The sequence below is a fragment of the Achromobacter spanius genome (assembly GCF_039673305.1).
In the GTDB taxonomy this organism is placed as follows: domain Bacteria; phylum Pseudomonadota; class Gammaproteobacteria; order Burkholderiales; family Burkholderiaceae_B; genus Achromobacter; species Achromobacter spanius_F.
In genome coordinates this window covers 115,464-141,761 of the sequence record NZ_JBDJLJ010000004.1, presented here as the reverse complement: position 1 = coordinate 141,761, position 26,298 = coordinate 115,464, and the positions used below count along the sequence as shown (strand labels likewise).

At 65.1% G+C, this 26,298-nt stretch carries 23 protein-coding genes; 5 read left to right on the top strand and 18 right to left on the bottom strand.

The genetic code is table 11. The features are described from left to right. Positions 1–44: 44 nt before the first annotated feature. The 9 genes from ABE485_RS06000 to ABE485_RS05960 all read right to left on the bottom strand — a co-directional run bounded on the left by ABE485_RS06000 (position 45) and on the right by ABE485_RS05960 (position 14,480). On the bottom strand, positions 45–1,865 hold the full coding sequence (locus ABE485_RS06000; protein WP_346514170.1) for an SLC13 family permease: 1,821 nt from the start codon (positions 1,863–1,865) through the stop codon (positions 45–47). 30 nt (positions 1,866–1,895) lie between these two features. Further along, a complete protein-coding gene (locus tag ABE485_RS05995) occupies positions 1,896–3,326 on the bottom strand; it encodes a basic amino acid/polyamine antiporter (RefSeq protein ID WP_346514168.1) in 1,431 nt (476 codons plus the stop codon). An 88-nt stretch (positions 3,327–3,414) separates the two neighbouring features. Next, positions 3,415–4,656 carry an arginine deiminase gene (arcA, locus tag ABE485_RS05990; protein WP_346514166.1) on the bottom strand — a complete coding sequence of 414 codons (1,242 nt, stop codon included), beginning with the start codon at positions 4,654–4,656 and terminating at the stop codon, positions 3,415–3,417. A gap of 16 nt (positions 4,657–4,672) precedes the next feature. Further along, positions 4,673–6,094: a basic amino acid/polyamine antiporter gene (locus tag ABE485_RS05985; protein WP_346514362.1), complete on the bottom strand. Its 1,422-nt coding sequence runs from the start codon at positions 6,092–6,094 to the stop codon at positions 4,673–4,675. A 95-nt stretch (positions 6,095–6,189) separates the two neighbouring features. Then, positions 6,190–7,182 (bottom strand): AI-2E family transporter, encoded by a 993-nt coding sequence (locus ABE485_RS05980; protein ID WP_346514165.1) that lies wholly within the window; start codon positions 7,180–7,182, stop codon positions 6,190–6,192. After that, positions 7,179–8,669 (bottom strand): alpha/beta hydrolase, encoded by a 1,491-nt coding sequence (locus ABE485_RS05975; protein ID WP_346514163.1) that lies wholly within the window; start codon positions 8,667–8,669, stop codon positions 7,179–7,181. The genes ABE485_RS05980 and ABE485_RS05975 overlap by 4 nt, the downstream gene beginning before the upstream one ends. Next, entirely contained in the window at positions 8,666–10,150 is a 1,485-nt protein-coding gene (locus ABE485_RS05970) for an efflux transporter outer membrane subunit (protein ID WP_346514161.1), read from the bottom strand. Before ABE485_RS05970 ends, ABE485_RS05975 begins: the two co-directional genes overlap by 4 nt. Next, complete coding sequence (locus ABE485_RS05965; RefSeq protein WP_346514159.1) at positions 10,147–13,311, bottom strand: multidrug efflux RND transporter permease subunit; 3,165 nt, start codon at positions 13,309–13,311, stop codon at positions 10,147–10,149. The genes ABE485_RS05970 and ABE485_RS05965 overlap by 4 nt, the downstream gene beginning before the upstream one ends. Positions 13,312–13,322: 11 nt before the next feature. Next, positions 13,323–14,480, bottom strand: coding sequence for an efflux RND transporter periplasmic adaptor subunit (locus ABE485_RS05960; protein ID WP_346514157.1), 1,158 nt, complete (start codon positions 14,478–14,480; stop codon positions 13,323–13,325). Between the two features lie 705 nt (positions 14,481–15,185). Here ABE485_RS05960 and ABE485_RS05955 point away from each other — a divergent pair. The 3 genes from ABE485_RS05955 to hdeA all read left to right on the top strand — a co-directional run bounded on the left by ABE485_RS05955 (position 15,186) and on the right by hdeA (position 16,385). Further along, positions 15,186–15,473, top strand: coding sequence for a hypothetical protein (locus tag ABE485_RS05955; RefSeq protein WP_346514155.1), 288 nt, complete (start codon positions 15,186–15,188; stop codon positions 15,471–15,473). Between the two features lie 166 nt (positions 15,474–15,639). Beyond that, on the top strand, positions 15,640–15,867 hold the full coding sequence (locus ABE485_RS05950) for a hypothetical protein (protein ID WP_346514153.1): 228 nt from the start codon (positions 15,640–15,642) through the stop codon (positions 15,865–15,867). A gap of 215 nt (positions 15,868–16,082) precedes the next feature. Continuing rightward, a complete protein-coding gene (gene hdeA, locus ABE485_RS05945; RefSeq protein ID WP_346514151.1) occupies positions 16,083–16,385 on the top strand; it encodes an acid-activated periplasmic chaperone HdeA in 303 nt (100 codons plus the stop codon). Positions 16,386–16,467: 82 nt separating this feature from the next. Here hdeA and ABE485_RS05940 read toward each other — a convergent pair whose 3' ends face one another. After that, a complete protein-coding gene (locus ABE485_RS05940) occupies positions 16,468–17,553 on the bottom strand; it encodes a calcium:proton antiporter (protein WP_430795397.1) in 1,086 nt (361 codons plus the stop codon). Positions 17,554–17,670: 117 nt separating this feature from the next. Here ABE485_RS05940 and ABE485_RS05935 point away from each other — a divergent pair, with 117 nt between their 5' ends. Continuing rightward, entirely contained in the window at positions 17,671–18,141 is a 471-nt protein-coding gene (locus ABE485_RS05935) for a low affinity iron permease family protein (protein ID WP_346514147.1), read from the top strand. A 45-nt stretch (positions 18,142–18,186) separates the two neighbouring features. On the opposite strand, the gene ABE485_RS05930 is transcribed toward ABE485_RS05935, so the two are convergent. After that, complete coding sequence (locus ABE485_RS05930; protein ID WP_346514145.1) at positions 18,187–19,188, bottom strand: LacI family DNA-binding transcriptional regulator; 1,002 nt, start codon at positions 19,186–19,188, stop codon at positions 18,187–18,189. Between the two features lie 221 nt (positions 19,189–19,409). Here ABE485_RS05930 and ABE485_RS05925 point away from each other — a divergent pair, with 221 nt between their 5' ends. Next, positions 19,410–20,552 carry an L-talarate/galactarate dehydratase gene (locus tag ABE485_RS05925; RefSeq protein ID WP_346514143.1) on the top strand — a complete coding sequence of 381 codons (1,143 nt, stop codon included), beginning with the start codon at positions 19,410–19,412 and terminating at the stop codon, positions 20,550–20,552. 151 nt (positions 20,553–20,703) lie between these two features. On the opposite strand, the gene ABE485_RS05920 is transcribed toward ABE485_RS05925, so the two are convergent. From ABE485_RS05920 to ABE485_RS05890, 7 genes are all read right to left on the bottom strand, one after another. Then, entirely contained in the window at positions 20,704–21,003 is a 300-nt protein-coding gene (locus ABE485_RS05920; protein WP_430795395.1) for a phage baseplate plug family protein, read from the bottom strand. Then, a complete protein-coding gene (locus tag ABE485_RS05915; protein ID WP_346514139.1) occupies positions 21,000–21,644 on the bottom strand; it encodes a hypothetical protein in 645 nt (214 codons plus the stop codon). Before ABE485_RS05915 ends, ABE485_RS05920 begins: the two co-directional genes overlap by 4 nt. Continuing rightward, positions 21,644–22,999, bottom strand: coding sequence for a hypothetical protein (locus ABE485_RS05910; protein ID WP_346514137.1), 1,356 nt, complete (start codon positions 22,997–22,999; stop codon positions 21,644–21,646). Before ABE485_RS05910 ends, ABE485_RS05915 begins: the two co-directional genes overlap by 1 nt. Positions 23,000–23,167: 168 nt before the next feature. Next, entirely contained in the window at positions 23,168–23,602 is a 435-nt protein-coding gene (locus ABE485_RS05905) for a hypothetical protein (RefSeq protein ID WP_346514136.1), read from the bottom strand. Position 23,603: 1 nt separating this feature from the next. Beyond that, positions 23,604–24,035 (bottom strand): phage tail fiber protein, encoded by a 432-nt coding sequence (locus ABE485_RS05900; RefSeq protein WP_346514134.1) that lies wholly within the window; start codon positions 24,033–24,035, stop codon positions 23,604–23,606. Between the two features lie 9 nt (positions 24,036–24,044). Then, positions 24,045–25,523: a DUF3383 domain-containing protein gene (locus ABE485_RS05895; protein WP_346514133.1), complete on the bottom strand. Its 1,479-nt coding sequence runs from the start codon at positions 25,521–25,523 to the stop codon at positions 24,045–24,047. Positions 25,524–25,527: 4 nt separating this feature from the next. After that, the gene (locus ABE485_RS05890; RefSeq protein WP_346514131.1) at positions 25,528–26,061 is read right to left on the bottom strand and encodes a phage neck terminator protein; all 534 of its coding nucleotides are present in this window, start codon (positions 26,059–26,061) and stop codon (positions 25,528–25,530) included. Between the last annotated feature and the right edge of the window lie 237 nt (positions 26,062–26,298).

Sequence of the window (26,298 nt, the reverse complement as noted above, 5' to 3'; positions counted from 1 at the left end):
GACGAACATAAGCATGCCTCTTTGTTGTGCCATCGTCCCCGGAATCAGGACGGAAACAGGATCGGAATCAGCATCACGCTGACCAGGAGTGAAAACAGAACCAGGGGCGTGCCGATCTTCAGATAGTCGGCAAAGCCGAACCCGCCGGCCACGCTGACCAGCGCGTTGGACGGCGTGGACACCGGCGACAGGAACGCCGCCGAAGACGCAATGGCGACGGTCATGGCGAATGCATAGGGCGAGGCATGCAGGCTTTCGGCGATGCTGATCGCGACCGGCCCCATCAACACGGCGGTGGCCGTTCCCGACACCACCACGCCCAGGCTGACGGTGGCCAGGAACACCAGCGTCAGTTGGCCGTACAGGCCCCAGTCACCGGAAAACTGCAGCAGGAACTGCGCGGCAAGGTCCACGCCGCCGCTGCGCTTGAGCGCCAGCGCGAAGGGCAGCATCCCCACGATGAGTATCAGGGCGCGCCAGTTGATCGAACGGTAGGCGACGTCCAGCGTCACGCAGCCGAACGCGCCCATCAGCAGCGCCCCGATCAGGCCCGCCATCACATTGGGCACCCAGTCCGTCAGCATCAGGAAGACCACCGTGGCCAGCACCACCAATGCATGGATGGCCCGGTTCGGGACCGGAATCAGCGAGTCGGCCTCCACCGGCATCGCCAGGCTGACCAGATCGTGCTCCTCGGCCTGCAGCGAAAAGATGCCCGCCCATGGCCCCACCACCAGCAGCGTGTCCCCCACGCGCATTTGCACATCCGGCAGGTTGCGCATGGCCTTCTTGCCGCGCCAGAGCCCGACGATGAACAGTCCGTGGCGCTCGAGCACCACGGACTCGCGGGCGCTGGCCCCGACCAGCCGGGATTCGGCCGGCACGATCACTTCCACCATGCCGACGTCGCGCGCCTGGTCGGCGAAGTACACGCCGGACATGGACAGCCGCTTGAGCAAATGGCGGCCGCAGAAGCCGTCGATATCAAAGCCTTCCGCGTCCAGGTCCAGCAGCAGGATGTCGCCGGCTTCCAGCACGTCGTCCGCCGTCGCTCGCATCACCGCCCGGGCAAAGCGCGAATTGCGTTCGATCGCGATGACGCAGGCCGCCTTGCCCAGTTCGGCGCCGCAGATGCCCAGCTGGCGTCCGACGAGATCCGAGTTTTCCTCGACGAGCAGGCGGTAGGCCCTGTTCTGCAGGGAATACTTGGTGGCCCAGTCGCCCAGGCTGGGCCGGCTGGTTCCGCCCTGGCTCTGGCCGGCGTCGATCAGGCGCCGCGCGAACAGCATGTAGGCAATGCCCCCGGCCAGCACGACCACGCCGATCGGCGTGAAGTCGAAGAACCGGAAGCCCTCGTAGCCGGCATAGCCCAGCGCGCTATTCAGCACCAGGTTGGGCGTGGTCGCCACCAGCGTCAGCATGCCGCTGATGGCCGCGGCCGTTCCCATGGGCATCAGTATCCGGCGGCTGGCCATGCCGGACTTGCGGGCGATCCGCAGCACGATGGGAATGAAAATGGCGACCACCGCCGTAGAACTCATTACGGCGCCCATCATGCCGACCGCCCCCATTACCAGCAGGACGAGCCAGCCTTCGCTCTTGCCGCCGTGCCGCAGCAACAGGTCTCCCACCGCCTGCGCGACGCCGGTGCGGACCAGCCCCTCGCCGACCACGAACAGGCAGGCGATCAGGATGATGGCGGGATTCGAGAACCCGTCCAGCGCCTCTCGGTACGTCACGGTTCCGCTCAGCGGCAGCAGCAGCATGACAAGCAGCGCCACGGCGTCCGACCGGGGACGCCCGATGACGAAGAGCACGACGGCAGCGGCCAGGATGCAGAGGACAATCGCCAGTTCGCCGCTCATCGTTGCGCTTTCCCTCGGTTATACGCGGCCCTAGAAGGCCGTGTTGCCCGTGCTGATGGCCCACACGCCGATCCCGCAAGAGACCAGCACCAGGAGCAGGATGGGCCATTCGTACGGGGCGAAGATGTTCCCGCGCTGCTCCCGCCGCGAAATCAGGAACAGGATGGTGCCCGGCGCGTAGATCACGCACGAGAGGACGAAGTACCGGAAGCCGCCCGCGTACACCAGCCCCGCCGCGTAGACCGTGGCCACGGCGGCCAGACCCAGCTCGATCTTGCGGCGACGGGTCCAGCCGTCGTAGGTCTCGCCGCGCAGCGTCAGCATCAGCCCGAACGCCGCGACGAAGAAGTACGGGATCAGGCTCATCGAGCTGGCCATGTTCTTCAGGAGGACGAAGGTGTCCTCGGTGAACAGGGTGACGATCAGGAACAGCTGCACGATGCCGTTGCTGAGCCACAGCGCGGCCGCCGGCACGCCGTGCCGGTTCTCCCGGCCCAGGAAGTACGGCATGATCCCCGCCTTGGCCGCGGCGCGCAGGACTTCGGCGGCCAGCAGGATCCAGGCGAGATACGCGCCTGAGACCGACACCATCAGGCCCACGCTGACCAGCATGCTGCCCCAGGGGCCGACGACCGCCCGCAGCACGCCCGCCATCGACGGGTTGCGCAGCGACGCGATTTCCGCGCGCGGCAGCACGCCATACGACAGCATGGTCACCAGGATCAGCAGCGCCAGCACCAGCAGGAACCCGACGATGGTCGCGATCGCGACGTCGTCGCGGCGCTTGGCGTAGCGGGAATAGACGCTTGCGCCCTCCACGCCCAGGAATACGAACACCGTGACCAGCATCGTATTGCGCACCTGCTCGAACAGGCTGCCCTTGCCTTCCCCGCTCATCCCCTCGGCAATGTTCGCGCGCAGGACGTCCAGGTCGACGGCCATGGCCACGAAGACGATGAAGATCGCGATGGGCACGATCTTGGCGATCGTCACCACGGTGTTCATCCCCGCCGCCTGCCGGATGCCGCGCAGGATCAGGAAATGCGTGGACCACAGCAGGATGGAGGACACCCCCACGGCCGCCACGGTGTCGCCATCGCCGAAGAACGGCAGCACGGCGCCCAGCGTGCCCTTGAAGATGACGAAATAGCTGACATTGCCCAGGCAGGCCGCCGTCCAGTAACCCAGCGCCGCCAGAAAACCCAGGTAGAGCCCGAAGCCCGCCTTGGCATAGGCGAAGATGCCGGTGTCCAGGTCTGGCCGCCGGCGCGCCAGGAACTGGAAGACCATGGCCAGCGTCAGCATGCCGGTGCCGGCGATGGCCCAGGCGACCATGCCGCCCACCGGTCCGGTGTTGCGCGCAAAGATGCTGGGCAGCGAGAAGATTCCCGCGCCCACCATCGAACCCACCACCATGGCGGCCAGCGCCATGCGAGAAAGTTTGGCAGTTTCCCCGGTCACGTCCGTCTCCTGAAAGCGGCCTGGCCTTCGGGCGCGCCGCGGCCGCTGCCCCGTTCAGGGCGCCGGCCGCCGCGCATCGCCCCCCCGATTACGCGGGATCGCGGGAGATCGGGCACGTCATGCAATGCCCGCCTCCCCGTCCGCGGCCCAGTTCGGCGCCGACAAAGGTGATGACTTCGATGCCCGCCTTGCGCAGCAGCGTGTTGGTGTACACGTTGCGGTCATAGGCCAGTACGACCCCCGGCGAAATGCACACCAGGTTGGCGCCGCTGTCCCACTGGGTGCGTTCCCGCATATAGGCGTTGCCGCCGGTCTCCACGACGCGCATCTTCTTGATGCCGAGGGCGCCGCCGATCACGTCCACCAGCGAGCCCTTGTCCTTGTGCAGTTCGAGACTGCCCGGCGCGCTGCCCGGACGGTAGGAAAAGGCCTGGATGTTGTTGACGATGTCCGGATACATCAGCACGCAATCGCGGTCCGCGAAGGTCAGCACCGTGTCCAGGTGCATCGCGGCGCGCAGCTTGGGCATGGCCGCCACGATCACCCGGTCCGCGGCGTCCTTGGCGAACAGGCTGGCCGCGAGCTGGCTGATGGCCTGGCGCGAGGTTCGTTCGCTCATGCCGATCATGACAGTGCGGTTGCCGATGGGCATGACGTCGCCCCCTTCCAGCGTGGCCAGCCCGTGGTCGGCCGTGGGGTCGCCCCACCACACGTTCACCTTGCCGGCAAAGCGCGGATGGAACTTGTAGATCGACGACGTCAGGATCGTCTCTTCATGCCGCGCGGGCCAGTAAAGGGGATTGAGCGTGACGCCGCCGTAGATCCAGCAGGTCGTGTCGCGCGTGTACAGCGTGTTGGGCAGTGGCGGCAGCAGGTATTCCGTGACGCCGGCCGCCTCCTTGATCAGCGCCAGCTGTTCGCCGCCGATGGATTCCGGAAATTCCTCGGTCGACAGGCCGCCGATCAGCGTTTCGGCCAGCTTGCGCGCCGGCAGGCCGTCCAGGTAGCTGCGGATCTCGTCAAGCAGCCCCAGGCCCACCTGGTTGGCCACGACCTGGTTGTCCAGGATCCATTTCTTGGCCTCGGGGATCTCGACCGTTTCGGCCAGCAGATTATGCATTTCAAGCACGTCGACGCCGCGGTCGCGCATCTTCGTCATGAAGTCGAAATGGTCGCGCTTCGCGTTATCGACCCACATCACGTCATCGAACAGCAGCGCATCGCAATTGGATGGGGTCAATCTCTCATGGGCCCGTCCAGGCGCGCATACCATCACCGTGCGCAACTGCCCCACTTCTGAATGGACTCCAAATTCTTCGGTATCAGCCATGACTAGCTCCCAAAGGTTAAATGGCGATCCAGCCGTAGATCAGGCCGACGATAGCGGCCAGGGCTCCGACGAGCGCCACGATGAAAACGGTCAACTCCCACCCGGTGAAGACTGACCTGCCCTGCTCACGCCGGGCCCAGAAATACAGGATCGTCCCAGGCGCGTACAACAATGCCGACAGCAGCAGGAACTTCAGGCCGCCGGCGAAGATCATGAAAATGGTATAGATGGCCGCGATGCCGGCCAGTATCAGGTCCCGCTTGCGGTCCTTGCCGTCGATGTAGGTCTCTCCGCGCTTGGCAAGCAGGTAGCCGAACCCCGCGACCAGCAGGTAGGGAATCAGCGACATCGCGCTCGTCAGGCTCAGCATCAGCGCGAACGCATCGCGCGACCAGTACGTGCTGATGACGAACAGCTGCACGATGATGTTGGTCACCCACAGCGCCACGACAGGCACGCCGTTCTTGTTCTCGCGGGCGAACGCGCGCGGCATGTCTTCGTTCTTCGCGGCCGCGTGCATCACTTCGGCGCAAATCAGCGACCAGGCCAGGTACGCGCCCAGCACCGAGATGAGCAGTCCCACGCTGACGAACACCGCACCCCACGGGCCGACCACCGACTCCAGCACGCCGGCCATGGACGGCTGGCGCAGCGCCGCGATATCGCTCTGCTGCATCGCCGCATAGGGCAGCAGCGTCACCAGCACCATCAGCAGCAGCGCGGTGACGAACCCGATCAGCGTGGCTACCCCCACATCCGACCGCTTCGAGGCGAACCGCGAATACACGCTGGCGCCCTCGATCCCAAGGAACACGAAGACGGTCACCAGCATCGTTCGCCGGACCTGTTCGAACAGGCTGTAGCCGCTGAGTTCGCCCCAGAAGTTGATGCGGAACAGGTCGACCTTGAACGCGACGAACAGGACGATGATGAACACCACGATCGGAATGATCTTGGCCACCGTCACCACCGCGTTGATGAACGCCGCCTGCTGCACCCCGCGCAGGATCATGAAGTGGAACAGCCATATCCCGACGGACGCCACCGCGATCGCGATCACCGTGTTGCCGTCGCCGAACACCGGAAAGAAGGCGCCCAGCGTGGACTTGATCAACACCCAGTACGACACGTTGCCGATGCAGCTTCCGATCCAGTAGCCGAACGCGGACAGAAAGCCGAGGTAGTTGCCGAACCCCGCCTTGGCGTACGCGAACACGCCCGCGTCCAGGTCAGGCTTGCGTTCGGCCAGCGACTGGAAAACCCGCGCCAGCGTGTACATGCCCGCGCCGGCGATGATCCAGGCGATGACGGCGCCCACCACGCCAGTTGCGCCGCCGAAGGTCCTGGGCAGGGAGAAAATCCCGGCGCCGATCATCGACCCCACCACCATGCCCGTCAAGGCAAGCAATCCTAGCTTCTTGGGAGTACTGCTTTCCATCATGCACCTCCAATTTTTAGCAAAGATATGAGCAGGACCGCCGCCTTCTCCACTACCGATCGGGGTCGGCTGGCCCTGCCACAGTTACCGCGCCATCAGATGCTCGAAGCTCCTCGGTTGAATTGGGTGGTGGCGCTGTACACCGTGGTCATCACGATGAGCAGCGGCACGCCGATGAAAGTGCCCGGAATTCCCCATACCAGCCCCCAGAAAAACACCGCCACCATCACCATCAGCGGCGACAGCGAGAACGCGCTGCCGGCAAGCCGGGGCTCCAGGTAGCAGCCGTAGATGATCTGGATGCAGTTCAGGACCACGAGAACGGCGATGCTGGCCTGCAGCGACCCGTACTGGACGAACGCAAAGAAAGCCGGAAAGACCGTCGCGACCAGCGGCCCCAGGAACGGGATGTAGTTCAGCAGGAAAGCCAGGCCGCCCCAGGCGGTGGCCAGTTCAAGCCCCGCGTAGATGGCAAAGAGCCAGACCGTCACGCCCGTCAGCACGCTCGCCACCGTCCGGATCACCATGTACCAGCGCAGCTTGCTTGCGACCTGGCGGGAAATCTCCATCCATCGCTTGGCCCTGGCCTCGCCCAGCAGCCGGGTCAGTCTGCCCGGCGCCTCGTCCAGTTCGAACAATCCAAGGGCGATGAAGACGAAGGACAGGAAGATCATGCCCAGCATGCTGTTGAGGCGCAGGGCGACTTCCTGGATGGCGCGCACCAGCCACGACACATTGAAGCTGTCCTGGAACATCTGGATCGCCATGGCCCCGTGCGGATGCAGCGTCTCGGTTTCCAGCGTAAACAGGCGCTGGAACCGGGCGGCATTGGCCATGACCCATTGCGCAACCAGGCTGAATCCCCATCCCGCCAGCGACAGAAACACGACCGACACGGCCAGCGACACCAGCAGCACCAGGATGGCCGCCAGCGGCGCCGGCATCTTGCGGCCCAGGTACTGGCGCAGCGGCGCCACCAGGCAGATCACGAACAACGCGAACGTCAGGGGAACGAAAACCGGACTGGCCAGGTACAGCAGGCCCAGTATCAATATGGCGCAGATTCCGGACAATGCGAAGGACGTCATCTTGGTATCACCCCATCAACGCGCTTGACCAGATAGGAATAGAACGGATTGGAGGTCAGCCGGGTCAGCGTGTCCATGCCGATCACGAAGGCGCCGACCTCTCCCCGCATGGACATCGCCCCCAGGCTGATCCCGAACTCTTCGATGTTGTCGGGGTGCGTGCCGTACAGCGCGTCGTCCGTCGGAAAGGGCAGCGCCACATGCGACAGCGAGTAGACCTCGCGCGGATAGTCCATGCCGATGGCGCGCTCCACGACCTGCGTGGAGCCCGCTTCGATCACGCGCTCGATCATCGCGCTGGACGTCGGGCTGGCGTTGGTGACGATGGTCAGGCGGTAATTGCGCTGTTCGCCGGGCAGCGTGCCGGCCAGCGACCACGCCACGCCGCGGCGAAAGAGCGGTCCCAGCTTGGTGGCGCGGTTCAGGTCGAACAGCACCAGATCGCTGCCGTTGGCGGGCAGGCGCGCGTACAGGGCGTTGATGAGCGCGCGCGTGCTGACCGTGAAGTCCAGCACCGAATGGAAGGTGATGATGGGAGGCATCCGCTCCAGGCCGCCGGACCGCTGCTGCGCGACCAGCCTGTCCTGCAGCGTCTGAGTCAGTTCGAACGACTGGCGGGCCGCATGCACGGGGAAGGAGTTGTACTTGAACGGATTGAATTCGGGAACGATGCTCAGCCAGGCGGCCTTTGCGAACGCGGGCAGCATGGCCGGCAGGCCGGCCACACCGGCAAAGCGCGCAAACGTCGTGATGCCGACCATCGGCGAGATCAGGACCAGCCGGTCGGGTTTGGCCAGTTTGGCATCGTCCAGGGCATCCAGCGTGTGCATCAGGGCCAGCGCCCCGCCATTGGAAAACCCCACCAGATGCAGCGGACGCGGGGCCGGAACCCGCCGCCGGGCTTCGCGCACGGCAAGGCGCGTGGCCGCCGCCCAGTCTTCCCAGTGCGCATCCGTCAGGCCGCCGGGCACGGTGCCGTGGCCGGGCATCCGGATGGCGATGGCTACGTAGCCGATGGACTGGTAATGCGCGGCGACATGCCGCAGGCTGTAGGGCGAATCGGTCAGCCCATGCAGAAACACCGCCACGCCGACCGGTTCCCCGGCCGGCTGCAATATGAAGGAACGGTTCCAGTCATGCGCGAAATGTTCGGGATACACCTTGGCGCCCGAGAAATACCGGTTGCTGTCCACCTTGTCGTCGGGGGCCAGCTTTTCGCCCACGTTCTGCCGCACCTGCGCGAAAAGCTTGTCCTCGTGGGCGATGTAATCCTGCCAGGAACTGCGGTCCAGCTGCTCCGCGGTAAGTTCCTGCGGCACGTAGGTGTGCCAGGCTGCCAGCGGCGGACCTTGCTGGATGTTGTAGAGCCGCGCGCCGATCAGCGTGCCGACGATCAGCAGCGCCCCGACGACGACGATGAGGGCGCCCTTTTTCAGCCGGCGCCTCAGCTTGCCGGGCGCGGCGCCGGGGGGCTTTTCCGCGTTCATTGCGCGGCTCCCGGGCCGGGCGCCGGCGAGGCGCCGGGCGTCGGCTGCGCGCCGGCTGCGGCCACTTCCTGCGGCTCATCGCCGCCACCCAACGCCACGTAAAGCGACACGCCGTTCTGCAGCTGGGCGGCGCGCAGTGTCAGCATCTGCTGTTCGGCGTTGAACAGCCCGCGCCGCGCGTCCACCACTTCCAGGTAGATGGATATCCCGTTCTGGTAGCGCAGGTCGGCGGTCTCGGCAAGGCGCCGCTGCGCCACGATCGCCGTCTCCTGGGCGGCCACCTGCTCCTGGAAGCGCTTGCGCCCTTCCAGCGCGGTCGCGACCTCGCTGAAGGCGGTCTGCACGGTTTTCCTGTAGTTGGCGACCAGCTCTTCGCGTTGCGCTATCGCAAGATCCACCGCGGCACGCCGCTGCCCGTAGTCAAAGATGGGCAGTCCGATCCCGCCCCCGATATTCCAGATCTGGCTCGGCGAGGAGAACAGATCGGACAGCTCGGGGGAGGCGTAGCCGAATGAACCCGTCAGCGCGATTCGGGGAAACAGCGCGGCACGCGCAGCGCCGATATTCGCGTTGGCGCTGCGCAGCCGGTTCTCGGCCTGGCGTATGTCCGGCCTGGCCACCAGCAGCGTCGACGGCAGGCCCGGGCTCAGCGCATCGAACTGGCCCGCGGCCTCGATGGGCTGGGCGCCCGCCATATCGGTCTGGAGGTTTTCTCCGACCAGCACCCAAAGCCGGTTCCAGTGCGCCGCGGTAGAGCGCTGCCATTCGGCAAGCTGGGTCTGCGCCTGCGTCAGCAGGATCGCGGACTGCTCATAGTCGACCAGCGAAGTGACGCCGGCGTCCAGGCGGTCCTTGGCTACGCTCATGGCATAGCTGCGCGTCTCCACGGTGCGCTGGGCCAGCGCGATGCCCTCTTCGCCCGCGCGCGCGTCGTAGTAGGTCGAGGCCACGTTGGCGATCAGCGACAGCCGGAATGCCCGCTGCCCCTCCACGGTCGCCAGATACTGCTGCAGCGCCGACGCGGTCATGTTGCGCACGCGGCCCCAGAAATCCAGTTCAAACGAGGTGACCATCAGCTGCGCGCTGAACTGGTTGAACTGCACCGTCTGCCGGCTGCCCGCCAGCGCCGGGTCCACGACGGACAGCGGCGCCTGGTTGCGCGAGGCCGCCGCCCCCGCGTCCAGTTGCGGCAGCTGGTTGGCGCGTTCGATGCGATAGAAGGCCTGCGCCTGGTTGATCCGGGCCGTGGCGGCCGCCAGGTCCTGGTTCAGTTCCAGGGATTTGCCGATCAGGTACTTGAGCTTGGCATCGCCGAAGAACTGCTGCCACGTCAGATCCTGGGCGAGCTGGGCATCCAGCCGGGTGTCGTCCGCAAAGCTTGCCGGCACCGCAACGTCCGGCGTGTGGTATTCCGGAGCCAGGTTGCAGCCGGCCAGGCCCCAGCCCAGCACGGCCGCCACGACGACGCGCACCGGATTCATGGGTTCTCTCCTTGCCCTTCCGGCTTGGGCTGCGCCTTGGGCGCGTCCGGACGCTGCCCCGACCACTTCCGGGCGACCATGTAGAACAGCGGCGTGAAGAAGACGCCAAACAGCGTCGCGGTCAGCATGCTGCCCATCACGCTGGTTCCCACGGCCTGCCGGCTGGCCGCGCCGGCGCCGGTGGCCAGCACCAACGGCAGCATGCCAAGCACGAAGGTGACGCTGGTCATGATGATCGGACGCAGCCGCTGGCGGGCGGCATCGACCACCGCCTCCTTTCTGTCGCGGCCTTCCAGCTCTTCCTTGAGCGCGAACTCGACGATCAGGATGCCGTTCTTGGCGGCCAGCCCGATGATGGTGACCAGCCCGATATTGAAGTAGATATCCGCCGACATTCCCCGGCCCAGCGTGAACGCGGCCGCCCCCAGTATCCCGAACGGCAGGATGAGCAGCACTGACACGGGCACGGACCAGCTTTCGTACAGCGCCGACAGCAGCAGGAACACCACGACCAGAGACAACCCCAGCAGCAGCGCCACCTGGTTGCCCGCCTGCTGCTCCTCGAATGCCGTGCCTGTCCATTCGAACGTGATTCCCTGCGGCAACACGCGTGCGGCGATCGCCTCCATCTCGGCAAGCGCCACCCCGCTGGAACGTCCCGCGGCGGCTTCGCCCGATATGGTGATGGACGGAAAGCCGTTGTAGCGCTCGAGTTGCTGCGGTCCGTCGATCCAGCGCATGCGCGAAAACGCGGAAAAAGGCACCATCTCGCCCCGGTTGTTGGGCAGCTGCAGCGCGGCGATGTCCTGCGGCAGCATGCGCTGGCCCGCCTCGGCCTGGATGAACACCCGCTGCACCGAGCCTTCGTGCAGGAAGTCATTGACGTAGTTGGAGCCGAACGCAAAGGTCAGCGCCTGGTTGACCTGCGACACCTGAAGACCCAGCGCGCGCGCGTGGACGCGGTCGATCTCCACATACAGCCTGGGGCCCGGCGGCATGCCGTCTAGGCGCACGCCGGCCAGCAAGGGGCTTGCCGCGGCGGCCGCGATCATCGCCGCGCCCGTGGCGGCCAGTCCCGCGCCGCCCTGCGCGGTGCGGTCCTGCACCTTCATGGAAAAGCCCGAGGCATTGCCCATCGAAGGAATGGGCGGCGGATTCAAGGAGAATATCAACGCCTGCGGAATGGCCCTGAAGCTCAGGTTGCTGCGTCCCACCAGCGCGTCGACTGCATCGCTGCGCGCCGTGCGCTCGCTCCACGGATAGAGGTCCACGAACGACAGCGCCGCCGTCTGCCCCTGGCCGAAGAAGTTGAATCCGACCACCGACGCGACGTTGCGCACGGCGGACTGCTGGCGCAGCATGCTTTCGGCCTGCTCCACGGCCAGCTGCGTCTGGTCGGCCGTGGTGCCGGGCGCGCCGGTATATGAGACGAAGAAGTAGCCCTGGTCTTCCAGCGGCAGGTAGCCGCCGGGCAGGCGCGAGAACAGGAAGATCGTCAGCCCGCAGACGCCAAGAAAGATCAGCATCCAGCGCAGGGGCCGCAGCAGCATGTACTCGACCGCGCGCACGTACTGACGCGTCATCGCGTCAAAACCCGAATTGAACTTGTCGAACACCCACACCTTGGCCTTGGACACCGGTCCCCTGGGCGGCTTGCCGTCCGGAAGCTTGAGCAGGGTGGCGCAAAGGGCGGAGCCGAGCGATAACGCCAGCACCGTGGACACCACGATGGCCACGGACAGCGTGATGGAGAACTGGCGGTAGATGGCGCCGCTGGAACCCGGGAACATCGCCATCGGCACGAACACGGCCACCAGGACCAGCGTGCTGGCGATGATCGGTCCCCAGACCTGTCCGATCGCCTTGCGGGTCGCCTCGGGCGCCGACAATTGCTCGTCCTTCATGATGCGGGCGACGTTCTCCGACACGACGATGGCGTCGTCGTTCAGCACCCCGATCGCCACCACCATCCCGAACAGCGAAAGCAGATTGATGGAGGCGCCGAACAGGAACAAGCCTGCGCACGTACCCACCAGCGCGATCGGCACGATCAGCGTCGGAATCAGCGTGCTGCGCCAGCTCTGCAGGAACAGGAACACCATGGCCGTCACCAGCAGCAGCGCCTCGACCATGGTGACCAGCACGGAACTGATCGAGGTCGTGATGAACGGCGTGGTGTCGAACGGCACCGTCCAGCCGACGCCCGCCGGAAACACGGTCTCCAGTTCCGTCATCCGCTGCCGCACCTGCCGCGCGACGTCCAGCGCATTGGCGTCATTGGCAAGCTGAATGGCGATGCCCGCAGCCTCCTTGCCGTTGACGCTGAGCCGGAAGTTGTAGCTTTCGTTGCCCAGTTCCACCCGGGCCACGTCTCCCAGCCGCACCAGCGACCCGTCGTTGTTGACGCGAAGGATGACCTGCCGGAACTGCTCGGGCGTGGAAAACCGGCTCTGGGCGACGATCTGCGCGTTGAAGTCCGCGCCCGGCGCGAGCGGCAGGTCGCCCAGCGAGCCCCCGATGGTCTGCGCATTCTGTTCCTGCACGGCACGCATCGCATCGCCGGCCGACATCTGGAAGCTGGCCAGCTTGCGCTCGTCCAGCCAGATCCGCATGGCGTAGGAAGAGCCGAACAGCTGCACGTCGCCAACCCCCGGGATGCGCCGCAGCTCATTGAGGATATTGTTCGACGCGAAATTGCCCATCTGCACGGCGCTGACATTTCCGCTCTCGGATTGCAGCGCGAGCAGCATCAGGAACCCCGACGAGGCCTTGGTGACGGCGACGCCAAGCTGGCGGACCTCTTGCGGCAGGCGGGGTTCGACCCGGCTCAGCCGGTCCTGCACCTGGCTGCGCGCCACGTCCAGGTCGGTGCCCGGTTTCAGGGTCACCGTGATCTGGGAGGTGCCGTTAGCGCGGCTGACCGACGCCATGTAGAGGAAATTGTCCACGCCATTCATTTCCTCTTCGATGATGGAGGTGACGGTGCGGTCTATGGTCGTGGTGTCGGCGCCCCGGAAAGTCGCCTGGATCGTGATGGAAGGCGGCGCGATATTCGGATACTGCTCCACGGGCAGCAGCACCAGCGAAATCAGCCCGAACAACAAGATGAACAGCGCCACCACCCACGCAAACACCGGCCGCAATACAAAGAATGAGCCCATGGCCGACTCCGCTACGGTTTAGCGCTCGGTTGCTCGACGGGCTCGACCTGCTGGCCGGGCCTGATCTTGTGCCAGCCATCCACCACCACCCGCTCGCCCGCCTCCAGCCCCGAACGGACCACCCAGTTCCCCCCGATCTGGTCGCCCACTTCGATCTGCTTGGCAACCACCGTATTGTCCGGGCCGACGACGAACACCGTGGCCGTATCGCCATTGAGCCGCGCCGCGCGCGCCGGAAGCAGGATGCCGTCCTGGCGCACGCCCACATGGATCTGGCCGGTCACGAACTGGCCCGGCAGCAGCTCCCTGCCCGCGTTGTCGAAACGGGCGCGGATGGTCTGCGCCCCCGTGGTCCGGTCTACGCTCAGGTCGGCAAAATCCACCACGCCCGTCTCGCCGAATTCCCGGCCGTTGGCCAGCGTCAGGCGGACCTGGAAGGTGTTGCCCGCCGCGGTGGCCAACGCGCCCGAACGGGCGTAGTCCGTCAGGTCCATGATGGCGGTGTTGGATTTGGTGAAGGTGGCGCTGATGGGAGAAAGCTGGTTGACCTGCGCCAGCAGCGTGGCCGCCGAGGCACTGACCAGCGCGCCTTCGGTCACCAGGGCGCGCCCCACGCGGCCGGCGATGGGCGCGCGCACCGTGCAGCGGTCCAGCCGCAATTGCGCCAGCGTGACCGCCGCCTGCGCGTCCGCCACGTTGGCCTGCGCCTGGCCCAGCGCCGCCAGCGCGGCCTCGTATTCCTGCGCGCTGACCGCCTGGCGCTGCACCAGCGGCCGGAACCGGTCCGTGACCGAGCGCGCATTCTTTTGCACCGCCTGCGCGCGCTGCAGCATCGCGTTGGCCTGAGCCAATTGCGCCTTGTAGTCGCTGGGATCGATCTGGAAGAGCGGATCGCCCGCCTGCACATCGCTGCCTTCGTTGTACAGCAGCTTCTCGACAATGCCGTCGACGCGCGCCCGGACTTCGGCGGTGCGTATGGGTTCGATCCGCCCGGGCAGATCCACATTGAAATCCACCGGCTCGCGCCCCACGGTGACCACGATGACCTTCATCGGCGGCACCGTGACCGCCGCCGCGTCGTTCCGATCTCCGCAGCCCGCCAACGCGAATGCCCAGGCCCCCGTGACACACATCAGGACACGGCGGACATTGATGCTTACTTGCGTCATCCAAAAACTCCTAGGCGTTCGAACACAAGATTCTCGCGCTCCCTTCCTCCGCATGCCGATGGGAAAGGCCCGACCTGGACGGGTCAAGGATGCAGGACCTGCGCCCCGTCATCCGCCGCCCTGTCCGCACAGGCGCGGCGCAGCCGCGGCACGGAGCTGCGCCGCCAGCGGCGCGCCCTGGCGGTGGGAACAGAATTCATGAAATCGGTGCGCGGCCTGGGAAGCGCCGCCATGGCGACGCCTGGATATGCCGATCGGCAATGCGCGGAGACGCAGCGCGCCTGCCTGCGGCGGCAAGCCTGAGTCCTGCCCGGTATGTCCGAGGGTAGGCTTGTAGCAATCAAGACCATCAACTTTCGCACAAGCATCCCTTTCATCGTTGATAAGGAAAACCGGCAGAAAATAAGTCCCTGATCGGGCGCGGGGCCTGGCCGACGAGCCCGCCGATCAGGCGATGCCCGCAACGCCAAGCGGGGCGTATGCGTACGCACAGCTTAAGTAGCGTTCGCGGTAAGTGCAAGTTTTTCTCGTCAGGACGCCAGCGCCGACGGCGGATCCTGTTCCGCGATTGCACCTGCTGAACACGTTGCAATCCGGCCACATGCGTCGGTATTTTGACGCAGGAGCGATGCATCGCGCCGGGTTGTGACGCATCGGCACGCAGCGCCCGCGGCGCGATGCCATCCTGGGCAGCGGCCCGACGATGTGTCCATTGAAAACAGTCGGCGACAAAACAATTCATGCCCCCCCCCCGCTCAAAGGACGCTCGCCCAAGCGGCAGCCGCGTTTCAGCAAAGCATCCAGAAGGACCTGCGCGCACAGGATCAGGACCACATCGAACAATGGCGGCGCTGCGTCCCCGGCGCGAACCTGTCCCTGCCCCTCGACGAGCTGCGCGATTTCCGCGACAGCGCCGCACTCGTCAGCCAGCTGATTCACGTGATAAGCGTAGACACCTCCACGGCGCACCTGTCCGGTGTGCTCGGCGTTTGAACCGCCCTGCTGCTGGCCGCGATGCCGGACTGGCGCTGGCAGCTCGACAGGGCCGACACGCCCTGGTGCGGCTCCGGCAATGTCGGGAGCGATGCTGCAATGCGTATTGATCCTGCAATGGCGGTGTGCCCCAATAACCGAATACGCAAAGCACCAGGAGACAACAATGGCAAACCCGTCATACAAGCGCGTCATGGAAGTCGTTGCCGCGGCCCCCGACGGCACCACGTACCGCATCGACAAGTACAGCCAATCGCAGTCGAACGGCAACGAACACCCCAGTTCGTTCTGCTGCCTGCAGGACGGGCAGCGCGTCGCGTGGTGCGGCGATGGCCAATACAGGCTTCCCGATGGAACGATCGTCGCGACCGTGGCCTCGCGGCTGTGCGACTAGCTATCCATCAGGCTGACTCGGCCTGGCCTGCGCCAGGGATGAGTTCATGGGTTGGGGGGATGCAGGCGGACCGGTGCCGGCGCGCCATGTTTTCCTTTCACTGCAGATCGCGTTGACGCATCCAATGCGTTTAAGTAACGTCCGGAACGTGAGCCAAGGCTCACGATATTCCTGTATGCAAGCCGTTTCGTCTGCAAGCCAACCAGGAGCTCAATATGAAGAAGCACCTAATGATGATTGGTCTTATTGGCTCGTTGACCCTGTCGGTCACCGGCCATGCAGCTGACACGAAGAAGCCCCTTGCCCTGTGGCAGTGCCAGGATTTCCTGGCTGTGCAAGAAAGCTATCGTCCCATCGTCGTCAGCTACGCAGAAGCGCTTAACAACAAGGGCAAGCCCGAAGATGCCGTTCTTGACGTGGAGGGCGTCAGCACCCGTACCCCCATGCTGGTCAAGCACTGCTCCGAGAACCCGAAGATCATGCTTCGGGACGCCCTGGTGGGGATGAACAAGAAGTAGCCTCCCCCCCTCCCCTGAAGCCATCGCTTCGGGGGATCGCCCACATTCCCCGTTGTGTTCCACCGGTACGCTGCCCGCAGCGCTACAACCCCAGCCCCAGCAGCATCAGGAACGCGCCGAACAGAACGAAATGCGTCATGCCTTCAATGGCGTTGGTCTGCCCATCGTTCAGGTTGATGGCCGCCACCAGCAACGTCACCAGCATCATCAGCGTCTGCAGGGGCGTCATCGCCATGTCGATGCGCTGCCCCGTGAAGAGCGCCATTGCCTCCATCGCGGGCACGGTCAGTATCACGGTGGACAGCGACGCGCCCAACGCGATGTTGACCACCGATTGCATGCGATTGGCCAGCGCCGCGCGAAACGCGGTCAGCATTTCCGGCGCGGCCGAGATGCCGGCCACGATCAGCGCAATCAGGCCGACCGGCACGTCCACGTGTTCCAGGCTGCGGTTCAGCGCATGCGACATCAATTCGGCCAGCGCCCCCACCGCGACAATGCCGACCGCCATCACGGCCGCCGACTGATGCCACGCCGGGGAATCCCCGGCCGTCGCGGGCCGCCGCGTTTTCTTTTCGGGATAGCTGTAGCTGAAGAAGTAGCTGTGCGGCCCCGTCTGCATGCGCAGGAACACGCCATACATCAGCAGCATCGTCACGACGGTAAAGGCGCTGTACGCGCGCCAGCCTGGCTGCGGAACGAATTCCGGGATGATCATCGACACCGTGACCGCGGTCAGGATCATCACGCTGTAGGTGCGCGCGGAGTCGTCGTTGTAGGCCTGTTCGCCATGCTTGAAGCCGCCGATCAGGGCGGCCACGCCGAGGATGCCGTTGATGTCCAGCATGACGGCCGAATAGATGCTGTCGCGCACCAGGGTGGGCGAACCCGCCCTGGCCGACACGATCACCAGCACGATCACTTCCACCAGCACCGCGGACAGCGTCAGGATCATGCTGCCATAGGGATCGCCCAGCTTCTGCGCGATGCGTTCCGCATGGCGCGCCACGCTCAGGGAGGCCGCCAGGATGGCGCCGATCAGCACGGCCGTCTCCAGCAGGCTGACCCATTGGCCACGTCCTGCCAGGTGCGGGTCGGCGACGTACCCGGCCACGGCAAGGAGGCAGGCCAGCAGCAGGGGTTTCTCGGACTGCAGCATGGATTTCATCTCGGATGGCGGACCGGAACCCCGTGAGGCTAGCACGCGCGCCGCAACACCGTGACGGCCTGTTTTGGGCACGCAGGTTGCTGGATAGCTTGCCCGCATCCGCAGGAATGGAGCGCCATGCCGAACAAAAGCCCAGCAAGGCGGCGGCCCAAGTCCACACCGCCGCCCCCGTCCCCCAACACTGCCGACGGAAACGCCGTCTCGCGGTTCTTTGACCACTTCGCCGCGCAGGTGACGAAATGGGCGGGGTCTCCCGTCGCCTTTGGCGTCGCGCTGATCGCCGTGATCGTTTGGGGCCTGTCGGGCCCGGCCTTCGGCTATTCCGAAACCTGGCAGCTGGTCATCAATACCGGCACGACCATCGTGACGTTCCTGATGGTGTTCCTGATCCAGCAAAGCCAGAACAAGGACAGCGAGGCGCTGCACCTGAAGCTGGACGAGCTGCTGATCGCGGTCAAGGGCGCCGATGAAACGTTGGTCGATGTCGAGCGGCTGGACGAAGACAAGCTGCTGGCCCTGGCCGCGGCCTGCACGGCGCGCGCCCGCAAGCAGCACCGTCAGCGGGCGCGTTCACGCAGGCAAGACTGACAGGCGTGGAGCATGGCCGCGCGCTGCGCGCCGCCTGGCCCGCCGTCATCGACCTGCGGTCGATTCCCTTTCGATGATGCGGAACCCGACATCGATGAACTGCTCATCGGGCGTTTCACCCCGGCATCGCGCAAGAAGGATGCGGCCGGCTTCCGCGCCTATCCGCGAGCCATCGACATGCACCGTCGTCAGCGTGGGCGCAAGGTGGCCGGAAAAGCCGGTGCCGCCGAATCCGCACACCGCCAGGTCTTCGGGAACCCGCAGACCGCGCACGCGCGCTTCCGTCAGCACACCTTCCGCAAGCGTGTCGGAACTACAGAAGATCGCCCGTATCGACGGGTCTTTCGTGAGAAGGTCGGCGCCCGCCTGCCGGCCCGATCCGACGCTGCTGGGCGCCGGCACGACCGCCGTGGGCACATCGCGCCCGATGCGATCCACGAAGCCCTGCCGGCGTATCAGAGCCCGCTGGTCGTCGCCCGTGGCCACCCCGACCCGCGTCCATCCCTTCGCCAGAAAATAGTCCGCGACCGCGCGGCCCACGTCCAGGTGTGAAAAGCCGACCAACATATCGAACGGCGCATCGGTGATGTCCCAGGTTTCCACCAGCGGGATGCCCGCCGCGCGTATCCGCGCCCTGGCGGGCGTATCGCTCAACAGGCCCGCCATCACGATGCCATCGACCTGGCGTCCGACCATCGAATTGAGCAGATCCGCTTCGCGTGACCGGTCGTAGCCCGTCTGACCCAGCAACAGCTGGTACCCCGCCCGGTCCAGCTGTTCGGTCAATGCCTCGATCGTCGGCAGAAACTGTTGCACCGAGATGATGGGCACAAGCGCGGCCACCGTCCGGCTGCGCCGCGACTTGAGTCCGCCCGCCAGCAGATTGGGGATGTACCCGATCGCATCGGCGGCAGCCTGGACACGGGCCACCGTTTTTTCGGAAACACGGTCCGGGTTGCCCAGCGCGCGAGACGCCGTGATGAGCGAGACGCCGGCCTCGCGGGCGACGTCATGCAGGGTGATCGACTTCTGCTTGGTGGGAGGCATTCAAATCAGGGCTAAGGGTAAATACCAGCATGAAAACGGTTGGCTGGCGCGTTTGGACAACGTTATCATTTTTCGCAACGACGCACTGCACTTTAGCGGAACGGGCTGCCAAATATGGCCCTTTTTATCGCAACCGAGTCCAGTGCGCATTTTTCCCAGAAAAATGACAACGTTGTCCATTCGGGCGGCAGCGTTGCCTGTTCCGACCTCAGGAGACATCCATGAACCCATCCCTCGCCGCCGACAGCATCAGCTGGATGCGTATTTCCTCGTGCTACCTGCCGCTGGCTACCCCGATCAGCGACGCCAAAGTGCTGACGGGCCGCCAGAAGCCCATGACCGAGGTGGCGCTGCTTTTCGTGGAGCTCCAGACCAAGGACGGCCATGAAGGCCTGGGCATCAGCTATTCGAAGCGGGCGGGCGGCCCGGGGCAGTTCGCGCACGCCAAGGAGATCGCGCCGGTCCTGCTGGGCGAAGACCCCAACGATATCGGCCGCCTGTGGGTCAAACTGGCGTGGGCGGGCGCGTCCGTCGGCCGCAGCGGGCTCTCGACCCAGGCCATCGCCGCCTTCGACGTCGCGCTCTACGACCTGAAGGCGCGCCGCGCCAATCTCCCGCTGGCGAAACTGCTGGGCGCCTACCGCGACTCGGTGGCCTGCTACAACACCTCGGGCGGGTTCCTGCATACGCCCACCGAGCAGTTGCTGGTGAATGCCTCGGCGTCCCGCGAAAAGGGGATCGGCGGCATCAAGCTCAAGGTGGGCCAGCCGGACCGCAAACTGGACATCAGCCGCGTGGAGGCGGTGCGCAAGCATCTGGGCGACAACGTGCCGCTGATGGTCGACGCCAACCAGCAATGGGACCGCCCCACCGCGCAGCGCATGTGCCGCATCTTCGAACAGTTCGACCTGGTCTGGATCGAAGAACCCCTGGACGCCTATGACCATGAAGGCCACGCGGCCCTTGCCGCCGCCTTCGACACGCCGATCGCCACCGGGGAAATGCTGACGAGCGCGGCGGAGCACGGCGATCTCATCCGCCATCGCGGCGCCGACTACATCCAGCCCGATGCGCCTCGCGTCGGCGGCATCACGCCCTTTCTCAAGATCCTGTCGCAAGCCGACAGCGCGGGCCTGATGCTGGCGCCGCACTTCGCGATGGAACTGCACGTCCACCTTGCGGCGATCTACCCGACCGAGCCATGGGTCGAGCATTTCGACTGGCTGGAACCCCTGTTCCACGAACGCCTGGAGACCCGCGACGGTCGCATGCTGGTGCCCAACCGGCCGGGCCTGGGGCTGACGCTGACCGACCAGGCGCGCGCCTGGACCCGCGAGCAAGTCGAGGTGGGCAAGCGCGCCTGAGCGAGGAGCAGTTGAATCCTGTCGTCCGAAGTGTGGACGGGAATCTCCGCGGACACGCGGTAGCCGCTGAGCGTCACATCCGGCCCCTGCTGATCGCCGAACTTTCCTTTTCCCAGGCTGATGGTCACGTCTATCCGGCGTTTGGTGAAGGTCATAGCTCGAGCGCCTCCAGGTAAGCCAGGACGAAGCGGGATCCGAGGTTTTCGTACTGCGGATCCGCATGCCCCTGGGTATCCACGAAGGTCAGATCGCCAAAGAAGCCCAGGTAGGCGGACCGCACGAGGCGAACCCGGTCATGGCACAGGACGGTCGTCACGATGGGCGAATTGTCGACTTCAAGATCAAGATAGATGCCGGTCGTCTTCTGGTAGACGGAGATCTGGCAGTTTTGGCCCGAAAGCACAACGCTGAGCGTCTGCGACGGGACTGGCTGTAGGGGAATCCGCTTCATTGGATGGCCCTCTCCGTTCCTGCCCCATTCTGGGCACGTCCTGAATCGGGCTTCATGGTGGACGCCTGCGCCTGACCGTTGCTTTGCTTGGTTGCGCCGCTGGGTTCTTTGGTGTCGGACGATTCCGTGGCGGGCTTGCGTCTGACCTGGAGCAGGGTTAACTCCACCACCAACAAGCTGGCTCCATTTTTCTCGCCCCGCTCGTACGAGTACTTCACAGGGTTGACCGAGGGATAGGTGAACTCGGGCGTTGCCACGTCGTACAGATCAGTGCCGCGCACAATTCGCTCGAGCTCGGACAGCATGGCTGCGCGCGATGTCTTGTCGCCGGAGTGCGCTAGCTTGATGGTCGCTTCGTAGGGAAGGTCGACCTTGTCACTAGTCAATATCCTGTCCTTCTCACCGGTAACGGTCGATACCTGGCCTCCCTGCTTGAAGCTAATCCCCAGAAATGTCTCAAAGACGAGGGCCTGTCGCCCATCTTCACCATACAGTCCCCACCGAGGAGGACCGAATATCAACTCGGGAATAGCCCCAAGTTCAAATCTGCCCGGTGCGGAGACTGAAGGAATCGTTGTTTCGCGGAAAATCGCGGGCACCCCTGGAACCGCCGGCGCATCTGGAAATGGAATAAATGGCATCAGAAGATCCCCGTATTGCCTTGTTGGATGAGACTCTGGCTACGCCCCATGCCCGCGAGCTCGCGAGCGACACCCGGGCCATCGAGCGCCTGGGTCACCAGCGTGATGGCGCCGTGGATATGGGTTTCAGAAGTACCGCTTGCCGGCGCCGCGCCTGTTAGCGCGGTAGCCGCGCTGCCTTGCGCCGCCACGGCGATGGAAGCCGTGGCCGTAGCGCCCCGCGCGAGATCGTCGCGGGGGACTTCCACATAAAGGGCTCCGGCCGACACCGCGCGCTGGCCCGCCATGCCATCGACATCCGCGGACTGCGCGATCCCCAGATAGCGGTTCATCGCCAGCTCGATCAGCATTGGCGTCCGGGCGCCAGCCTGCCTGTCGTCGACAACAGGCCTTCTGCCACTCGACTCCCAGTCGACGAACGCCAACTGCTGCTCCGGCGTCGACTGGCGTGGGTCGATGCCAAACGCACGCTCGAATTCGGCCAGGCGAGACGGGTTCCATGCTCCGGGGCCGTCGGCGTTGCCTTCGCCGCCGGGCGAATCGGGATCGAGGATGGCCTGCGACGGCATATGGGCAATCCGTCCGTAAGCTTCTCCGCCCGCACGGCCTGCGGACTCCGCAAGATCCCCCTCCTTGCGAAGAGCCAGCAACGCAATGCCTGCTGCCACGACGCCGGTCACGGTTGGCGCCGCCGCCACAGCCGCGTGGCCATCGCCATCGCCACCGAGATCGTCGATGGATGCTGCTGTTTCCACCAAAACGGACGCCACATCGGAAAACGATTCCGTCGAAGACAGAATCTTGAGTGACCCGAGCGCCAGCAGTGCGCTTCGCCATCCGCCTTCGACGCGTGCGGCCTGATCCGCGGCGTGAAGGCCGGACAGGGCATTGCCGAGGCCCACATCCTTCGCGGCCCCCGCAACCTGGACGCCGGCCTTCTCAGGAGAGTCGACGAGCGATCGCGACCAGGCCGGGACAAGGACGTCGCTGTCTGTATCGCCGCCCTCGGTCGCGGTGCTCCTCGAGGCCGCGGGAGGCAGATCGGCCGTCATTCTCCGGATGGACAGCGGCAAGGCCCGGATCTGCCCCATTTGCTCGATGCCTGAGAGCGCATTCCGCGCGAAGCCCGGCAAATCACCGTCCGCAGCGACGACATCCAGCAGCGCCAGCGCATCGCCGCGAATCTTGACAAGCAACGCGGCCGCCTCCTTTACCGAGGCTTCCATGGACCGGGCGGCGCGATTCGATTCGTAGGCCGTCCGCGCGAACGACTTCCAGACTGCCTCCGCCTGTTGAGCAAGGCTCTTGGAGTGCCGTCCCAGCGAGACGGCCAAAGCATCGATGATGATGGCCATGCAATTACCTCGGCTCAGATAAGACACGCCTGTTGTGTGCATCCACCGCAATCACCTCAAGCAGGTTGTACAGGTCTTCGGCGCCGTGGACCGTCTGCAGTTCATGCAGCAAGGCCGGGTGCCGGGAGATCACCACGCCAATACTCCGGGGAATATTGGCGTAGCGGATCAGGCGCGGGCCGCCACTGGGGACCTGGAGCCCGAAGTCGATGGGGTGGCGGCCATGAAAAAATCCAGGTGCAGGCCCAGGATCTTCTTGCGCAGGGTCAGCAGGGTCGCCACTTCCTCGATGTCGCCGGAAATGAGCTGGCGCGTCACATCCGGACTCGGCTGGATCTGGACGCAATCCATCATCTTGTCCAGCAGCGGCTTGGCGCTGTCGAACGGCAGCCTGGCGATGGCCTTGATGCCCATCGCCGCCACTCCAGCCAGGCCCGCGTCGGCGATGTTGTCCGGGATTTCCACGCCGGCATTCATGAGCGCGAACAGGGCGCGGCCGCCCCACTCTTCGGCCTCGTAGGCGGATAACTCCGTCAGGACGAATACCTTCCCCTTGTCGCGCCCTTCGGCGCCGATGGTCACGGCGATCTGCTTCCTGGCCATGTCACACCAGCGCCGGCGAGACGTTCTGCCAGGTGATCTTGAACGTCAAGGGTTGAAGAATCGCCTTGGCGTCGGGCGCCGGGGGCATCTGCGTCAGCACGCCCCGCGTCAGCGTGTACTTCCGGTCGATCGACGGGATGCTGAGGGTGCCGCTTGCGTAGAAGATCTCTCGGGCCGTTTCCGTGGCCGCCATCCAGATCTCGAAGACACGCATCGACGGGGAGTCGGGCTGAATCACGAGCGTCTGGACGCAGGCGGTGGGCACGTAGCTAGCCGACAGCCGGCCATCCACGCCCATGCTCACCGTCGCGGGCGTATTGGCCGAGAAAGTGAAGGAGTTGTCGGAAGCAAAGCCCTCGATCTTCTGCGGCACCGGAAAAATCCCGCCCACGGCAAGCATCAGAACGGAATTGGCACTGGTCAAAGTCGCCATGTTGAATCCTTAAAGAACGGCCAGCGAGGCCAGGGTGATTTTCTGGACGGAGCCGCCGTCCATGTACCAGAACGTCATGGGCGGGGTGCCGCGGGCTTCACGCACCTGCGGGGTTGCGTCCTTGATCTGCAGATACCAGCCGCGGGTCTGGAGCGTGTCGGAGATGTCCACGCCCGCCATGCTGTTGACCTGGGCCTTCTGCTGGCTCGACAGTGTCACCCCCGCGCGGATGGCGCCGAAATTGACTGCCGCGTTGATCGGGTCCAGGCACGCGGCGTCGATCAGCGTGTAGCCGTCCAGGTTGTAGGGAACGGAGTTGACCTGGGTCAGCAGCGACATCAGCGCCTGCTGGAATGCCGCGTTCAGCCAGATCTGATTGACGTAGGTGTCCACCCACTTCCAGTTGCCGATGACCTGGCCCGGGTAGAGGAACCGGAAGCGGTCGTTGCTGGTGGCGTAGTCGCCGTAGAAGTTGTAGCCGTTGTCGATCAGCGTCTGGGCGGTCGTGGCGTCGGTGACTGAGTACGCCAGGCCGGATTGGCCCTTGAACGCCAGCGTGGCGCGGCCGTTGGTGCGTTCGAAGTCGAGCGACGCGATGGCGCCCAGGACGAAAGCCGCGTGCTGGACATCCTGGTAGACCGGCACCGAGCCGGAATACTCGTTGGCGCCGACGATGGCGGCCCAGTTGGACGTATTGCCCTGCTGCGTGGCGGTGACGTCGGTATCCCAGCCGATGTAGGCGTAGCGGTCGCCCTGGGCGTTCGTCCACGCCGAGAACGCCACTTTGCCGGCCGTATCGGGTTCGAAGGTCGTCATGAAGGCCGCCCAGTTCTGGGTCAGGTCGGTAATCTGGCCCATGTTCACGGCCGGAACGCCCGCCGCCGCGCCGGGCGAGAGCACCGCGCCGGCGGCCTGCGTCAGCTTCAGGCCCGACGCGATAGTGCCGCTGCCCTGGGAAATGGTGCTGGCGGCGCCATCGGTGGCCGAGGTGATCACGAAGGCGGCGCGCTGCGGGTCATAGGCGCAGGCTGCACCCAGGGACGTGAATGCAGCCTCGATGATCGACGCGGCATTCGAAAAGCTCGTCGCCGTCGACAGGTCGATGTTGCCGGAGGTCTTGGCCACGCCGTCGACAGTCACCGTCAGGACGCCGGACAGCGCCTGCAGTTCGGTCAGCGTCACCGCGGCCAGGGAGCCGCCGCGCAAGTAGGCAGAAACCCCGGCGGCCGGATACTGGGCGAACAGCAGGTTGCCCGGCTTGCGGGTCGAATTGTCGAACCCGTTGAAGTAGACGTCGGCCAGGGCGGCCTCGGTCGAGGTCGGACCGAAGAAGCGCTGCACATCGCGCGGGGTCGTGAAACTCTGGACGGCGCCGATGGGGACGGCCGTATCGTTGGTCAGGATCAGGCCGTTCAGATCGAGCGCCGATCCGCCTGCTGCGATCACGCCCGGAACAACCTGGACGATTTCACTGGCGGGAATGGACATAGCTTTAAGCTCCCGGAGGATAAGTGGTGTCGACTTCGATGAGGCCGACGTGGAGTTGGTCCGCAAACTGCTGCGGCACCGTGATGGATGGGTTGAATTGCAGGACGGCGTCGAATGACCACCGTTCGAAGTTCGGGTTCTCGCCGCTGTCGTAGGGCTGGTGTTCAAGCTCGCCCGCGGATAGCGGCCGGGCCCGTTCCAGTTGCCCCAGGAACTCGCATCCGTACTGGCTGCGCAGGGCAATGGACAGGGTCAGCGCCAGGTCCTGGGCCCGCTCTCCGTAGCTGTCCACTTGAGCAGTCCATTGCGTGGCCTGGGTGATGGTCAGCGTCCCCGTCGCGGACGACGGGTCGGCGTAAGTCATGGTGGGCAATGAGAGTCCCAGCGCCGCAAGCGGGGTGATGACGATGCACTCTTGCACCGGGGTGGGAACCAAATCGGACTGACCGCGGATGACTTCGCAGTCGACCAGTGCCTTGAAGAACGTGGCCAGGTCCTCGACCAGCTGATTCTCGGTAATGCTTATCTGAACGCCCATGGAGCGGGATTCCTGCTGAAGAAGAAAGAACCGAAGCAGCGCGCCGAAAAACAAAAAGCCCCGGCATGGCCGAGGCTTCATTTCTTCGGGGCGCAATGCCCCGGGCCCATTGTGACCGATCGCGTGACCGGTCGGACGGGGGATTGTGACGGAACCGTCACACGCATATGGACTGGTATGGTTCCTTGTCGAAGGGTCGAAACGGAGATCCTGCACCGCAAAGCAAAAAGCCCCGGC

Coding starts and splice junctions, on each gene's coding strand:
- ABE485_RS06000 (WP_346514170.1), bottom strand. CDS start 1,865: ATGAGCGGCGAACTGGCGATTGTCCTCTGCATCCTGGCCGCTGCCGTC.
- arcA (WP_346514166.1), bottom strand. CDS start 4,656: ATGGCTGATACCGAAGAATTTGGAGTCCATTCAGAAGTGGGGCAGTTG.
- ABE485_RS05985 (WP_346514362.1), bottom strand. CDS start 6,094: ATGGAAAGCAGTACTCCCAAGAAGCTAGGATTGCTTGCCTTGACGGGC.
- ABE485_RS05980 (WP_346514165.1), bottom strand. CDS start 7,182: ATGACGTCCTTCGCATTGTCCGGAATCTGCGCCATATTGATACTGGGC.
- ABE485_RS05975 (WP_346514163.1), bottom strand. CDS start 8,669: ATGAACGCGGAAAAGCCCCCCGGCGCCGCGCCCGGCAAGCTGAGGCGC.
- ABE485_RS05970 (WP_346514161.1), bottom strand. CDS start 10,150: ATGAATCCGGTGCGCGTCGTCGTGGCGGCCGTGCTGGGCTGGGGCCTG.
- ABE485_RS05965 (WP_346514159.1), bottom strand. CDS start 13,311: ATGGGCTCATTCTTTGTATTGCGGCCGGTGTTTGCGTGGGTGGTGGCG.
- ABE485_RS05960 (WP_346514157.1), bottom strand. CDS start 14,480: ATGACGCAAGTAAGCATCAATGTCCGCCGTGTCCTGATGTGTGTCACG.
- ABE485_RS05950 (WP_346514153.1), top strand. CDS start 15,640: ATGGCAAACCCGTCATACAAGCGCGTCATGGAAGTCGTTGCCGCGGCC.
- hdeA (WP_346514151.1), top strand. CDS start 16,083: ATGAAGAAGCACCTAATGATGATTGGTCTTATTGGCTCGTTGACCCTG.
- ABE485_RS05940 (WP_430795397.1), bottom strand. CDS start 17,553: ATGAAATCCATGCTGCAGTCCGAGAAACCCCTGCTGCTGGCCTGCCTC.
- ABE485_RS05935 (WP_346514147.1), top strand. CDS start 17,671: ATGCCGAACAAAAGCCCAGCAAGGCGGCGGCCCAAGTCCACACCGCCG.
- ABE485_RS05930 (WP_346514145.1), bottom strand. CDS start 19,188: ATGCCTCCCACCAAGCAGAAGTCGATCACCCTGCATGACGTCGCCCGC.
- ABE485_RS05925 (WP_346514143.1), top strand. CDS start 19,410: ATGAACCCATCCCTCGCCGCCGACAGCATCAGCTGGATGCGTATTTCC.
- ABE485_RS05920 (WP_430795395.1), bottom strand. CDS start 21,003: ATGAAGCGGATTCCCCTACAGCCAGTCCCGTCGCAGACGCTCAGCGTT.
- ABE485_RS05915 (WP_346514139.1), bottom strand. CDS start 21,644: ATGCCATTTATTCCATTTCCAGATGCGCCGGCGGTTCCAGGGGTGCCC.
- ABE485_RS05910 (WP_346514137.1), bottom strand. CDS start 22,999: ATGGCCATCATCATCGATGCTTTGGCCGTCTCGCTGGGACGGCACTCC.
- ABE485_RS05905 (WP_346514136.1), bottom strand. CDS start 23,602: ATGGCCAGGAAGCAGATCGCCGTGACCATCGGCGCCGAAGGGCGCGAC.
- ABE485_RS05900 (WP_346514134.1), bottom strand. CDS start 24,035: ATGGCGACTTTGACCAGTGCCAATTCCGTTCTGATGCTTGCCGTGGGC.
- ABE485_RS05895 (WP_346514133.1), bottom strand. CDS start 25,523: ATGTCCATTCCCGCCAGTGAAATCGTCCAGGTTGTTCCGGGCGTGATC.
- ABE485_RS05890 (WP_346514131.1), bottom strand. CDS start 26,061: ATGGGCGTTCAGATAAGCATTACCGAGAATCAGCTGGTCGAGGACCTG.